The sequence below is a fragment of the Halomonas sp. Bachu 37 genome, assembly GCF_039691755.1.
GTDB lineage: Bacteria > Pseudomonadota > Gammaproteobacteria > Pseudomonadales > Halomonadaceae > Vreelandella > Vreelandella kashgarensis.
This window is the reverse complement of the sequence record NZ_CP137552.1, coordinates 2559778-2573046: the sequence shown is the minus strand read 5'-3', so window position 1 is coordinate 2573046 and position 13269 is coordinate 2559778. Positions and strand designations below refer to the sequence as shown.

Below are 13269 nucleotides of genomic sequence, written 5' to 3'. Positions count from 1 at the left end.
CAGCGAAAGGATTTGTCCATGAGCGAGCAATCCAGCCAAAATCAGCCCAGCCAGATGCGGCCCAGCCCTATCGCCGCGACCGTCGATTTCGATGCCGACGGTGTCCAGCACGGCTTCCTCAAGTTGCCCATCTCCACCGATGAATCCGCCTGGGGAGCGGTGATGATTCCCGTCACCGTGGTCAAGAACGGCGACGGGCCGACGGCGCTGCTGACCGGCGGCAACCACGGCGATGAGTACGAAGGCATCACTGCGCTGCTCAAGCTGACCACTACGCTGAAGGCGGAGGACGTGTCCGGTCGAGTGATCATCGTGCCGTGCATGAACACCCCCGCGGTAATGGCGGGCAAGCGCACTTCGCCGATGGACAAGGGCAACCTCAACCGCAGCTTTCCCGGTGACCCCAACGGCACGGTAACGGCGCAGATCGCCGATTACTTCACCCGCATGCTGGTGCCCATGACCGATGCGGTGCTCGACCTGCACTCCGGTGGGCGCACCCTGGATATCCTGCCGTTCGGCGCCTCTCACGTGCTGGACGACAAGGCCCAGCAACAAGCGGCGCTGGATGGCGCCAAGGCCTTCGGTGCGCCTTATGCCATGGTGATGTTCGAGCTGGACGCGGAAAAGCTGTTCGATACCGCCTGCGAGCGCCAGGGCAAGGTGTTCGTGGCCACGGAGCTGGGCGGCGGCGGCACCTCGACTCCTCAAAGCATCGCCATCACCGAGCGTGGTGTGCGCAACTTTCTGGTTCACTATGGCTTGATCCGGGGCGAGGTGGAAATGCCCGAGGGCGGCCAGGTGTACCTGGATATGCCCGATGCCAGCTGCTACGTACAAAGCCAGCATTCGGGCGTACTGGAGCTGCTGGTGGCGCTGGGCGACGAAGTGAAAAACGGCCAGACCATTGCCTACGTATACGACATGACCCGCAGCGGCACTGAGCCGGTGGCTTATAAAGCGGAGCGCGACGGTATACTCATGGCCCGCCGCGCGCCTTCATTGATCAACATGGGCGATACGCTGGCGGTCATCGCCGACGTCGTGGATAGCCTGGATGCCCAGTAACTTGAAGACACCATGAAACTCGACCGTTACGACATCAAGATCCTGGAGATATTGTCCCGGGATGGGCGCATCACTAAGTCCAAGCTGGCCGAGGCAATCAACCTCTCGGTCAGTCCCTGCTGGGAGCGGGTGCGGCGCCTGGAAAAGGCCGGCATCATCCAGGGCTACAGCGCCCGTATCAATAGCGATGTGCTGGTGCCGCGCAACGTCGTTTGGGTGCAGATCGAGCTCAAGCAGCACAATGCGGAAAGCTTCCTGCGCTTCGAGGCGCTGGTCCAGGAGACTCCCGACGTCACCGAATGCGTGGCCGTGGGCGGCGGAGTGGATTACCTGGTCAAGTTCGAGGCGCGCTCGATCGACGCCTACCAGCGCTGTATCGATAGCTGGTTGATGTCGGATGTCGGGATCGAGCGCTATTTCACCTATATCGTGACCAAGGCGGTCAAACGAGCACCCCACGGCATCGAAAGCGACGCTCTGTAAGGGCGCTCTGTAAGGGCGTTGGACCGCGCCTTGCCCGGCGCGCCGAAAAAACCGCATGCCTGATGCCTTGAGACAAAAAAAGTTCTGCTAATGGCTGGAACTTTCAAAAACTCTTCGCCCACCAACTGCCTTACCCTGAACTCCTCCAACGACCTTCGGGTCGTTTATCGTTTTTTGCTGTACCTATCGTCTCGATGCGCAGCAGTGCCAGGGGAGGTTCCCATGACCACACTATCGACCACGCTTGCCAAGCGCCTGGAAGACCCGCGGCTGTTCCGGCAATACGCCTATGTGGACGGCAAGTGGACCCACGGGAACGACGGCCGCGAGGAAGCGGTTCATGACCCCGCGACCAACGAGGCCCTGGGCCATATCCCGCTGTTGGAAGATGCACAGATCACCGCCGCGGTGGACGCCGCGGAAGTGGCATTCGTTCACTGGCGAGCACTGCGCGCCGACGAGCGCTGCGAACGCCTGCTGGCCTGGTACGACCTGATCCAGGCCAACCGCGAGGATCTTGCCACCATCATGACCCTTGAGCAGGGCAAGCCGTTGCCCGATGCCCGGGGAGAAGTGGAATACGGCGCCAGCTTCGTGCGCTGGTTCGCCGAAGAGGGCAAACGTACTTACGGCGAGACTATCCCCAGCCATATACCCAATGCCTCGCTTGGCACCATCAAGGAGCCGGTGGGCATCGCGGCGATGATTACCCCATGGAACTTCCCGTTGGCGATGATTACCCGCAAGGCGGCCGCCGCGCTGGCGGCGGGCTGTCCGGTTATCGTCAAGCCCGCCAACGAGACACCATTCTCGGCATTGGCGCTGGCGGAGCTTGCCGAGCGGGCGGGTATTCCCGCAGGCGTCTTCAACGTGGTACTGGGTGAGCCGGCGGCGGTGTCGAAAATTCTCTGTGCCGAACCGCGTATACGGGCACTCTCTTTCACCGGCTCCACCCGTGTGGGCCGCCTGCTGATCGAGCAGAGTGCCCACACCGTCAAGCGGCTTTCGCTCGAGCTGGGCGGCAACGCGCCGTTCATCGTCGGGCCGGACATGGACCCGAAAGAGGCCGCCTACGCGGCGGTGGCGGCCAAGTTCCAGACCGCAGGACAGGACTGCCTGGCCGCCAACCGCATCCTCGTGCACGAATCGATTCACGATGAGTTCGTCGAGCAATTCAGCGAGCGCATGGCGGCGCTCACCGTGGGAAACGGCCTGCAGGGCGAAATCGACCTCGGCCCGCTGATTCACCGCCAGGCGGTGGAAAAAGCCGCCGCGATTGTCGATGACGCGGTATCGAAAGGCGCCACCATGATCGGTGGTGACCAGAGCCAGGCCCCGGGCGACAACTACTTCATGCCGGTGCTGCTGACCGGGGTGACGCCGCAGATGAAGGTGTGGCGGGAAGAGAACTTCGCCCCGGTGGCGGGCGTTACCGCTTACCGGACCGACGACGAGGCGATCGAGATGGCCAATGACACCGAGTACGGTCTGGCCGCGTATATCTACACCCACGATATTCGCCGTATCTGGAAACTGCTGCGGGCGCTTGAGTACGGCATGGTCAGCGTCAACTCGGTGAAGATGACCGGACCGCCGGTACCCTTCGGCGGCGTGAAGCAGTCCGGCCTCGGCCGGGAAGGCGGCGCGACGGGCATCGATGAGTATCTCGAGACCAAGTATTACTGTCTGGGCGCACTGGGTTCCGTGTCTGGCAGCTAGGTTCGGGAGCCACAGCATCGCGCGCTGAAGCGCCCTCCCACAACACCCGCTCAGGGGCTTGAGTGGGTACGGCGGGAGGCCGGCTATGCCGGGCGAAGGCACCGCGAGGTGCCCAACATTAAGTCAGTCACCAAAGATAAAATACCCTCCCCAACAGTGGGGAGCATTACCGTACAGAGAGAATGCCATGAGCTTGCATCAGGATTTGATCGAACGCGACCGCCAGGTCACCTTCCACGCCTCGACCCATCTGCGCGATTTCGCCCATGGCGATGCGCCGGGTCGGGTGATTACCGGCGGCAAGGGAATCAATATCGTCGACAAGGATGGCCGCGAGTTCATCGACGGTTTCGCCGGGCTTTACTGCGTCAACATCGGCTACGGGCGCACCGAAGTGGCCGAGGCAATCTACAAGCAGGCCCTTGAGCTCTCCTACTATCACACCTACGTGGGTCACTCGAACGAGCCGCAGATTGAGCTTTCCGAGCGCATTCTGAAAATCGCCGGGATGAACATGTCCAAGGTCTACTACGGCATGTCCGGTTCGGACGCCAACGAAACCCAGCTCAAGATCGTGCGCTACTACAACAACGTACTGGGCCGGCCGCAGAAGAAAAAGGTCATCTCGCGCATGCGCGGCTACCACGGCTCGGGTATCGCGTCGGGCTCGTTGACTGGCCTGAAGGCGTTTCACGACCATTTCGACCTGCCGATCGACACCATTCGCCATACCGAAGCGCCGCACTACTACCTGCGCGCCGCCGAACAGCACGGCATGACCGAGCGGGAATTTTCCGCGTTCTGCGCCGACAAGCTGGAGTCGATGATTCTTGATGAAGGCCCCGACACCGTCGCCGCCTTCATCGGCGAGCCGGTGCTGGGCACCGGCGGTATCGTGCCGCCGCCGGAGGGCTATTGGGACGCCATCCAGGCCGTGCTGGCCAAGTACGACGTGTTGCTGATCGCCGATGAAGTGGTGTGCGGCTTTGGCCGCACCGGCTCCGATTTCGGCAGCCACCACTACAACATGGCGCCTGACCTGGTCACCATCGCCAAGGGGTTGACCAGCGCCTACCAGCCGCTTTCCGGCGTCATCGTCGGCGAGAAGGTGTGGAAGGTGCTGGAGCAGGGAACCGGCGAATTCGGTCCCATCGGCCACGGCTGGACCTACTCCGGCCATGCGCTGGGTTGCGCGGCGGGGCTTGCCAACCTGGACATCATCGAGCGCGAAAATCTGGTGGGCAACGCCGCCGAGACCGGCGCCTACTTCCAGCAGCAACTCAAGGCCACCTTCGAAGGCCATCCGCTGCTGGGCGATGTGCGCGGTGTCGGCCTGATGGCGGCGCTGGAATTTTCACCCGATGCCCGCGAGCGTCTACACTTCGACCCGGCGCTGAAAGTCGGCCCGCGGGTTGCCGCCGCCGCCCTTGAAGAAAACCTGATCGCTCGGGCCATGCCGCAAGGGGATATTCTCGGCTTCGCGCCGCCACTGACCATCAATCGCGGCGAAGTGGACGAGATGATCGGCCGGGCCAAGCGCGCCATCGACAAGGTAACCGACGAGCTGGTCAAGTCAGGAGAGTTGCAGGGCCATGCCGCATGAGCTGAGTTCGCCAAGCGAAGCGCCTATCCATGGCGTCACCCTTGCCGAAATCTACCACGCCCGGCGGCGTCTCGCCGGGCAGGTAACCCGCACGCCGCTGATCCGTTCAGCGGCGTTATCGCATCGCTTCGATGCCGAGATATTCCTCAAGCTGGAAACCCATCAACCGACCGGCGCCTTCAAGCTGAGAGGCGCCGCCAATATGCTGGCCGCCTTGCTCGAGCGTGACGGACGTGGCGCGCTCGAGCATGGCGTCACCACTGCCTCCACCGGCAACCATGGTCGGGCTGTCGCTTACGCCGCGTCTCGTCTGGGGCTAACGACGATCATCTGCGTTTCCGAACTGGTGCCGGACAACAAGGTGCGCGCCATCGAGGCGCTGGGCGCCGAGGTCAGGCGCTGCGGCAACAGTCAGGATGAAGCCTTCGAGGAAGTGGAGCGCCTGGTCGCGCAAGGCATGACCGCCATTCCGCCATTCGATCATCCTCTGGTGGCGGCGGGGCAGGGAACCATCGGCCTGGAGCTGCTCGAGGATCGGCCCGATCTCGACCAGGTCATCGTGGGGCTGTCCGGCGGCGGTTTGCTGGGCGGTATCGGCGCCGCGCTCAAGTCTATCCGTCCGAACATTCAGGTGACCGGCGTGAGCCTATCCCAAGGCGCGGCGATGTGGGCGAGCCTGCAGGCGGGTCGCCCGGTCGAGGTCGAGGAAGTCGAAAGCCTGGCCGACTCCCTGGGCGGTGGCATCGGCCGCGATAACCGCTACACCCTGGCCCTGGTGCGCGAGGTGATGGACGACCATTACCAGGTTTCGGAAGCGGCGATCGCCCAGGCCATGGTGAGCTTGCTGGAGGAGGAGAAAATACTGGTGGAGGGCGCGGCGGCGGTCGGCCTGGCCGCGATGGTCGAGCATTCGCTGGAGGTTAGGAGCCGCAAGGTGGCGCTGATCATTTCCGGCAATGGCGCATCGCTCGATACCTTCGACCGTGCCCGCCGACTTGTTGAAAGCGACTGACAGGGAGCAAGCAATTTGGCAACGAGACACGTGCAGATATACCAACGCGATGCCATCGAAGCCGTCGTGACCTTGAACCTCGATGCCCTGGCGGCGGTGGAGGCCGGCTTCGTCGCGCTAGGGCGCGGTGACGCCGTGCAACCGTCGATTCTCTCCATGGCGATACCGGAGGCCAATGGCGAGGTCGACGTCAAGACGGCCCATATCCGGGGGGGCGAGCGTTTCGCCATCAAGATAAGCCCGGGGTTCTTCGATAATCCCAAGATCGGTCTGCCCAGCCTCAACGGCCTGATGCTGGTGCTGTCGGCAAAAACCGGGCTGGTGGAAGCGGTCCTGTTCGATGAAGGCTACCTGACCGCCATGCGTACTGCACTCGCCGGTGCCATTGCCGCCAAGCACCTGGCCCGCCGTGACAGCCGCCGCGTGGCGGTACTGGGCGCAGGGGAACAAGCTCGGTTACAAATCCAGGCCCTGCGCCTGGTGCGTGATATCGACACCGTGGATGTGTGGGCGCGGCGTGGCGAGGCGGCAAACGACTATGCCGATCATCTGCGCGAGGCGGGGCTTGCCGTGCAAGTCCACGATAGCGTGGCGGCTGCCTGTGCCGAGGCGGATATCATCGTCACCGCCACGCCTTCCCGTGAGCCGTTGCTGCACGCCCGTGACCTGCCCGAAGGCGTGCATGTCACCGCCATGGGCTCGGATAGCCCCGAAAAACGCGAACTTGATGATAGCGTGTTGACCCGCGCCGATGCGTTCGTCTGCGATACGCGGGCGCAAAGCGAAACCAACGGCGAGCTCAAGGGATTTGCCGGAGGCCAACCGCCATTCAAGGTGCATGAGCTGGGCCGTGTGATCGCGGCGGAAGAGCGGCTGCGCTTGTCGCAAGCTACCATTACCGTGTGCGATCTCACCGGAACCGGGGTGCAGGATACCGCGATTGCCGACTATGCTTTACAACAGCTGGCGTAATGTTCCCAGCGGCTTGTCACTGCTTCGCATTTATCTCAGGAGCCTGATATGCAACCGGTCCTAGCCTTGGATGTATACGGTACGTTGATCGATACGCAAGGGGTCACGACGGAACTCGAGCGACGCCTGGCACAACCGGAAAAAGCGCCCGAGTTCGCTCGTCGCTGGCGCGACAAGCAGCTCGAATACAGTTTTCGTCGCGGCTTGATGGGCGCCTACAGCGCCTTTTCCGAGTGTACCCGTGAGGCGCTGCTGTTCACCGACAGGGCCCTTCAGGCCGGCCTCAGCGAAAACGACCACGATCACCTGATGGCGGTTTACGCCGAATTGCCGGCCTTCGACGATGTAGCCCCCGCCCTGGATACGTTGCGGCGGCAAAAAATATGCTGTGTGGCATTCTCCAACGGTACTGCGCAAGCGGTAAGCCAGCTGCTGGAGCGGGCCGGGCTCCGGGAGCACATGGACGACATTGTCAGCGTGGATGAGATCAAGCGCTTCAAGCCCGACCCGGCGGTCTATGCGCACTTACGCAGTCGGTTGGATACGCGGCCGGAACAGACCTGGCTGGTATCGAGCAATCCCTTTGACGTCATCGGGGCCAAGCACGCAGGAGTCCGTAGTGCCTGGGTGCGTAGAACGCCCGAGGCGCCTTTCGACCCCTGGGGAATCGAGCCGGACATGACCGTTACCGACCTGGAAGCCCTGGCGGAACGGCTATTGGGTTGAGAAGTATGAAAACAAAAGCGCCCGGCTTGTCAGGCCGGGCCAATCTTTGCTATCAGAAACGTAACGATAGTCGCTCTAGGCCGACCCGGTCGGCCGCAACAGCAGCACCGCCAGTGGCGGTAGGGTCAGCTCCAGGCTGGCGATCTGCCCGTGCAGCGGCGAGTCCTCCGCCGTCAGGCTGCCCAGATTGCCCAGGTTGGAGCCGCCGTAGCACTCGGCATCGCTGTTGAGACACTCTTCCCACTCACCGGCATGAGGCACGCCCAGGCGATACCCCATGCGTGGCACCGGGGTCATGTTGGCGACCACCAGCAGCGGCTCGCCGCCGGTACTCCAGCGCAGCCAGGCAAAGACGCTATTGGTATCGTCGTTGCCCACCACCCAGGTGAAGCCGTGCGGGTCGCTGTCGTATTCGTGGAGTGCGGGAAGTTCCGCGTAGAGCCGGTTGAGATCGCCAAGCAAGCGACGAGCGCCGGCATGGCGGGGCTCGGCGAGCAGCGACCAGTCGAGCTCCCGGTCATGGCTCCATTCACGCCACTGGCCGAACTCGCAGCCCATGAACAGCAGCTTCTTGCCGGGCTGCGACCACATGACGGCAAGATAGGCGCGCAGGTTGGCGAACTGCTGCCATTCGTCGCCGGGCATCTTGCCGATCAGCGAGCCCTTGCCGTGGACCACCTCGTCGTGGGAAATCGGCAGCACGTAATGCTCGGAGAAGGCATAGACCATGGGGAAGGTCATGTCGTGGTGTGCGTAGGAGCGGTAGACCGGGTCCTTGGCGATGTACTCCAGCGTGTCGTGCATCCAGCCCATGTTCCACTTGTAGGCGAAGCCAAGCCCGCCTTCGGCAGTCGGTTGGGTGACGCCGGGCCAGGCCGTGGACTCCTCGGCGATGACCACCGCACCGGGCACTTCTTCGCCGATAACATCATTGAGATGACGCAGGAAATCGATCGTTTCGAGATTCTCGTGGCCGCCATACTTGTTGGGAATCCACTCGCCTTCGTTGCGTGAGTAGTTGCGGTAGAGCATCGAGGCGACGGCGTCGACCCGCAGGGCGTCGACATGAAAATGCCGCAGCCAATGCAGGGCCGAGGCGAGCATGAAACCGTGTACTTCGCGCCTGCCGAGATTGTAGATGTAGGTGTCCCAGTCCTGATGGAACCCTTCGAACGGGTGTTCGTACTCGTACAGCGCGGTGCCGTCGAAGCGCGCCAGGCCGTGGGGGTCGGTGGGGAAGTGTGCCGGTACCCAGTCGAGAATCACGCCGAGCCCGGCGCGATGGCATTCGTCGACGAAGTAGGCGAAGTCGGCGGGTTTGCCGAAGCGCGCGCTGGGGGCGAACTGGCTCAGCGGCTGGTACCCCCAGGAGCCACCGAAGGGGTGCTCCATGATCGGCAGCAGCTCGACATGAGTGAAACCCATTTCCATCACGTAGGGAATCAGGTGCTCGGCGAGGTCGCGCCAGCTGTAGATCTCGCCGTTGTCGCCGCCGTGCTTGCGCCACGACGCCGCATGCACTTCGTAGATGCTGATCGGCCGGTCGGGCTCATGCGCCTTTCCGCGCTGGGCGATCCACTCCTCGTCGTGCCAGATGAATGGCGTGGTATCGGCCACCACCGAGGCGGTGTGCGGCGGCATCTCGGTGGCGAGCGCCACGGGGTCGGCACGCAGGCCGAGAGTACCGTGAGCGTCGAGAATCTCGTACTTGTACGATTCCCCCGGCCCGAGTCGCGGCAGGAACAGCTCCCACACTCCGGCGGGGTGGCGAAGGCGCATCACGTGGCGGCGCCCGTCCCAGCTATTGAAGTTGCCCACCACCGAGACGCGTCGGGCGTTGGGTGCCCAGACGGCGAAGCGCACGCCCGCCACGCCGTCCACCGTCATGGGCTGGGCACCCAGGCAGTGCCCCAGGTTGCGATGATTGCCTTCGCCCAAGAGATAAAGGTCCATTTCACCCAACAGCAGGCCGAAGCTGTAGGGGTCTTCGGTGGTCTGCTCCCCCTGGGGCCAGCGAATGCGCAGCAGGTAAGGCGCGCCGTGGGGCAGCCGGGCGGCGAACAGGCCGGGAATCTGGATAGCCGTCAGGCAGCAGCGCAAGGTGCCGCCGTCACGGTCGAGCACATCGACCCCCACGGCGCCGGGCAGGAATACCCGCAGAACCTGATCGTCCCCGACATCATGAATGCCCAGCACCGAGAAGGGATTGCGGTGGGTTCCCTGGACCAGCGCCTCGGCGTCGTCCTCCGTCAGCCACAAGGTGCGATCCAGCATGGGTCGGGTATGAGTGACATCATTCATGTGGCTCTCCTGGGCTCATTTGTTCGACGATGGCGGCCAGACCGCGCAACGGCACACCCAGCCAGGCGGGGCGGTTGGCGGCTTCGTAGGCGATCTCGTAGGCCGTCTTTTCGAGCACGAAAAGATCGACCGCAGCCGCGGCGGCACTTGCCTGCTTCCATTCGTGGGGCATATCCAGCGTGGCCAGCCAATAGGCGTTGAGAAATGCCTGGCGGCCCTTGAGCAGGAACTGCTCCACCACGTCGTGGCCGGTGTCGGGGTGCGCCTCGCTACCCTCGTTGGCGATCTGTGCCTCTTCCACCTTGGCGTAGGCGTAGTCGAAGGAGCGTAGCATTCCGGCGACGTCGCGTAGCGGGCTGTCCTTGGCGCGGCGCTCTTCCAAGGGGCGTGCCGGCTCGCCCTCGAAATCGATGATGTAGGCATCGTCGTGGGCCACCAGTACCTGGCCGAGATGTAAATCGCCGTGGATACGGGTGATCAGGCTGCCTTCGGCAAGTTCCGCCATCTTCTTGATGGCGCCAGGAAGTGTGTCGCGCCGGGCCAGGATGGAATCCGCCAGCTGCTGCTCGGCGGCGTCGGCGGCACCCTTGTGGCGTTCGAGCAGCTCCAGCGCCTCCTCGACGCGCTGCGTCACGCGCTGGGTCCAGTGCTCGACATGCCCGGGGCCGGCGACATCGGGCGCGAACGCCGGGTCGTCGCTGGGCATCGCCAGGACCATATGCAACTCGCCCAGACGCTTGCCCAAGGTGGCGGCAAATTCCTGAAGCTCCTCGAAGGCGCCGTAGCGTGTCTCCTCGCGGGGCGGTTCGCGTCCCTGTGCGTCGTCAGCCACCGCTTCACGGATCGCCCGCCCCAGCGTGGTGCGGGTCCACGACCAGGCATCGCCCTGGTTGTCGATGTAGCCCTGCAGAATCATCAGGGTGTGCGGATTGCCTTGCTCATCGAATCGGGTCACCTCGCCGTGCAGTGGCGCAATGTGGCTAAAGCCCCGCTCGGTGAGATAGCGGCCGACTTCCGCCTCGGGATGAATGCCCGGCTCCAGGCGGCGGAACAGCTTGAGCACCAGTTGATGGTTGATGATCATCGAACTGTTGGACTGCTCGGCTCCCTGTTGCGCCACGTCGGGATGCTCGGGAAGCGTGAGTTCGGCAAGGGCGTCGGTGGGCAGAAAGCGGATCTCGCCGGCGTCGCAAGGCAACACGGTTCCCATGCGCATGGCCTCCAGCACCGCCAGGGCGAAGGCGTCCAGGGTCACGGCATCGGTCAGCAGCCCCACTTCATGAAAACGGCGAACCCGGGCCATGGCGAGTTGCTGCGGCAACGGCGTGCCCGGCTCCTCCTCGCCGAGAAAGGCCAGCGGCAATTGGTAGCGCTCGCTGCCCTGGGCGTGCTTGACCTCCAGTTCGCTGAACAGCAGTGTATGCTCGCTGTGTTCGAGACGCGCCACGTAGTGCAGGTTGATCTCATCGATACGCGCCTGCTTGGCGGCGAACCAGCGCCGCTTGGGCAGGTAGTTGGGCAGCGTCTCGCGTTCGAGCATCTGCCTCGGCGTCGTCTCGAAAATCTCCTCGAGGCGTCGTTTGATGATCAGGGTGACGTAATCCGGCATCGGCTCGGGCACCGGGACGTGCCACTCGGGCATGACGGTTTCCGGCGCCAGCAGGAACCAGAAGAAGCCGTAGGGCGGAAGCGTCAGCAGGTAGGGCAGTTTTCCCACCGGGGGGAAGGCACTGCCGCCGACCATCTCCACCGGCACCTGGCCGGCGAAAGCCGAAAGGTCGAGCTCCACCGCCTGGGCGGTACTGGCCACGTTGGCCACGCACAGCAGCGTTTCCGTCTCGCCGTTGTCGAGGGTCATCTCGCGCAGGTAGGCGAGAATATGGCGGTTGGCCGGGTGCAGTGGGCGCATGGTGCCGCGACTGAAGGCGCGATGCTGACTGCGTACGGAAAGCAGCCGGCGCATGTTGTTGAGCAGCGAATGCGAGTCGCGCACCTGGGCCTCGACATTGACGGTCTGATAGCCGTAGAGCGGGTCCATGATCGGCGGCAGCACCAGGCTCGCCGGATCGGCGCGGGAGAAGCCGCCGTTACGGTCCACCGACCACTGCATCGGCGTGCGCACGCCATCGCGGTCGCCAAGGTAGATATTGTCGCCCATGCCGATCTCGTCGCCGTAGTACAACACCGGCGTGCCGGGCATCGACAGCAGCAGGCTGTTGAGCAGCTCGATACGCCGGCGGTCGCGCTCCAGCAGCGGCGCCAGGCGGCGGCGAATGCCCAGGTTGATGCGCGCCCGGCGATCGGCGGCGTAGTGGTTCCAGAGATAGTCGCGCTCCTTGTCGGTGACCATCTCCAGGGTCAGCTCGTCGTGGTTGCGCAGGAAAATCGCCCACTGACAGGTGGGGGGGATTTCCGGGGTCTGGCGCAGGATATCGGTGATGGGGAAACGGTCTTCCTGAGCCAGTGCCATGTACATGCGCGGCATCAAGGGGAAGTGAAATGCCATGTGGCATTCGTCGCCGTCGCCGAAGTAGGGCCGGGTATCCTCGGGCCACTGGTTGGCTTCTGCCAGCAGCATGCGATCCGGGTAGCGCTCGTCGATCACCGCGCGGATCTTCTTGAGCACCACGTGAGTCTCGGGCAGGTTCTCGTTGTTGGTGCCCTCGCGTTCGACCAGATAGGGGATCGCATCCAGGCGCAGGCCGTCGACCCCCATGTCGAGCCAGTACTCCATCACCTTGAGTACCTCGTCGAGCACCACGGGATTGTCGAAGTTGAGATCCGGCTGGTGCGAATAGAAACGGTGCCAATAGTAGGCGCCGGCCACTGGGTCCCAACTCCAGTTGGAGGATTCGGTGTCGAGGAAGATGATCCGTGTGCCGGGGTATTTGAGATCGGTATCCGACCACACATAAAAATCGCGTTCCGGCGAGCCCGGCGGCGCGTGCCGGGCGCGCTGGAACCACTCGTGCTGGTCGGAGGTATGATTGATGACAAGTTCGGTCAGTACCCGCAGGCCGCGCCGGTGCGCCTCCTCGATGAAGCGCCGGGCGTCTTCCAGGGTGCCGTAATCGGGGCTGACGCCGGTATATTCGGCGATATCGTAACCATCGTCGCGGCGCGGCGAAGGGTAGAACGGCAGTATCCAGATCGTGTTCACGCCCAGGCTGACGATATAGTCGAGTTTCTGGATTAGCCCTTCGAAGTCGCCGATGCCATCGTCGTTGGAATCGAAGAAGGACTTGACGTGTACCTGGTAGATCACGGCGTCCTTGTACCAGAGTGGGTCGTCGAGAAAGTCCATGGTCTCGACGGCGTGTGTTTCGCTGCTGGCATCCATCATTGGCTTGCCCTCCCTGCGCTCATCGGTGTTGATAAATCGATA

Annotated in this window: 9 protein-coding genes; 7 read left to right on the top strand and 2 right to left on the bottom strand. The window is 63.4% G+C overall.

The window, feature by feature from the left end:
- The first annotated feature begins 18 nt into the window (after window positions 1–18).
- The 7 genes from doeB to R5M92_RS11820 all read left to right on the top strand — a co-directional run bounded on the left by doeB (window position 19) and on the right by R5M92_RS11820 (window position 7583).
- The gene (doeB, locus tag R5M92_RS11850; RefSeq protein WP_346796150.1) at window positions 19–1068 is read left to right on the top strand and encodes a N(2)-acetyl-L-2,4-diaminobutanoate deacetylase DoeB; all 1050 of its coding nucleotides are present in this window, start codon (window positions 19–21) and stop codon (window positions 1066–1068) included.
- A 12-nt stretch (window positions 1069–1080) separates the two neighbouring features.
- Window positions 1081–1551 carry an Lrp/AsnC family transcriptional regulator gene (locus R5M92_RS11845; protein ID WP_346796149.1) on the top strand — a complete coding sequence of 157 codons (471 nt, stop codon included), beginning with the start codon at window positions 1081–1083 and terminating at the stop codon, window positions 1549–1551.
- A 222-nt stretch (window positions 1552–1773) separates the two neighbouring features.
- The gene (locus tag R5M92_RS11840; protein ID WP_346796148.1) at window positions 1774–3270 is read left to right on the top strand and encodes an NAD-dependent succinate-semialdehyde dehydrogenase; all 1497 of its coding nucleotides are present in this window, start codon (window positions 1774–1776) and stop codon (window positions 3268–3270) included.
- Window positions 3271–3457: 187 nt separating this feature from the next.
- Window positions 3458–4873: an aminotransferase gene (locus R5M92_RS11835; protein WP_346796147.1), complete on the top strand. Its 1416-nt coding sequence runs from the start codon at window positions 3458–3460 to the stop codon at window positions 4871–4873.
- The gene (gene eutB, locus R5M92_RS11830; RefSeq protein WP_346796145.1) at window positions 4863–5885 is read left to right on the top strand and encodes a hydroxyectoine utilization dehydratase EutB; all 1023 of its coding nucleotides are present in this window, start codon (window positions 4863–4865) and stop codon (window positions 5883–5885) included. The genes R5M92_RS11835 and eutB overlap by 11 nt, the downstream gene beginning before the upstream one ends.
- A 30-nt stretch (window positions 5886–5915) precedes the next feature.
- Window positions 5916–6857, top strand: coding sequence for a cyclodeaminase (locus tag R5M92_RS11825; protein ID WP_346796144.1), 942 nt, complete (start codon window positions 5916–5918; stop codon window positions 6855–6857).
- Window positions 6858–6905: 48 nt separating this feature from the next.
- A complete protein-coding gene (locus R5M92_RS11820) occupies window positions 6906–7583 on the top strand; it encodes a haloacid dehalogenase type II (RefSeq protein ID WP_346796143.1) in 678 nt (225 codons plus the stop codon).
- 75 nt (window positions 7584–7658) lie between these two features.
- Here R5M92_RS11820 and glgB read toward each other — a convergent pair whose 3' ends face one another.
- On the bottom strand, window positions 7659–9884 hold the full coding sequence (glgB, locus tag R5M92_RS11815; protein ID WP_346796142.1) for a 1,4-alpha-glucan branching protein GlgB: 2226 nt from the start codon (window positions 9882–9884) through the stop codon (window positions 7659–7661).
- Complete coding sequence (treS, locus tag R5M92_RS11810) at window positions 9877–13227, bottom strand: maltose alpha-D-glucosyltransferase (protein ID WP_346796141.1); 3351 nt, start codon at window positions 13225–13227, stop codon at window positions 9877–9879. Before treS ends, glgB begins: the two co-directional genes overlap by 8 nt.
- Between the last annotated feature and the right edge of the window lie 42 nt (window positions 13228–13269).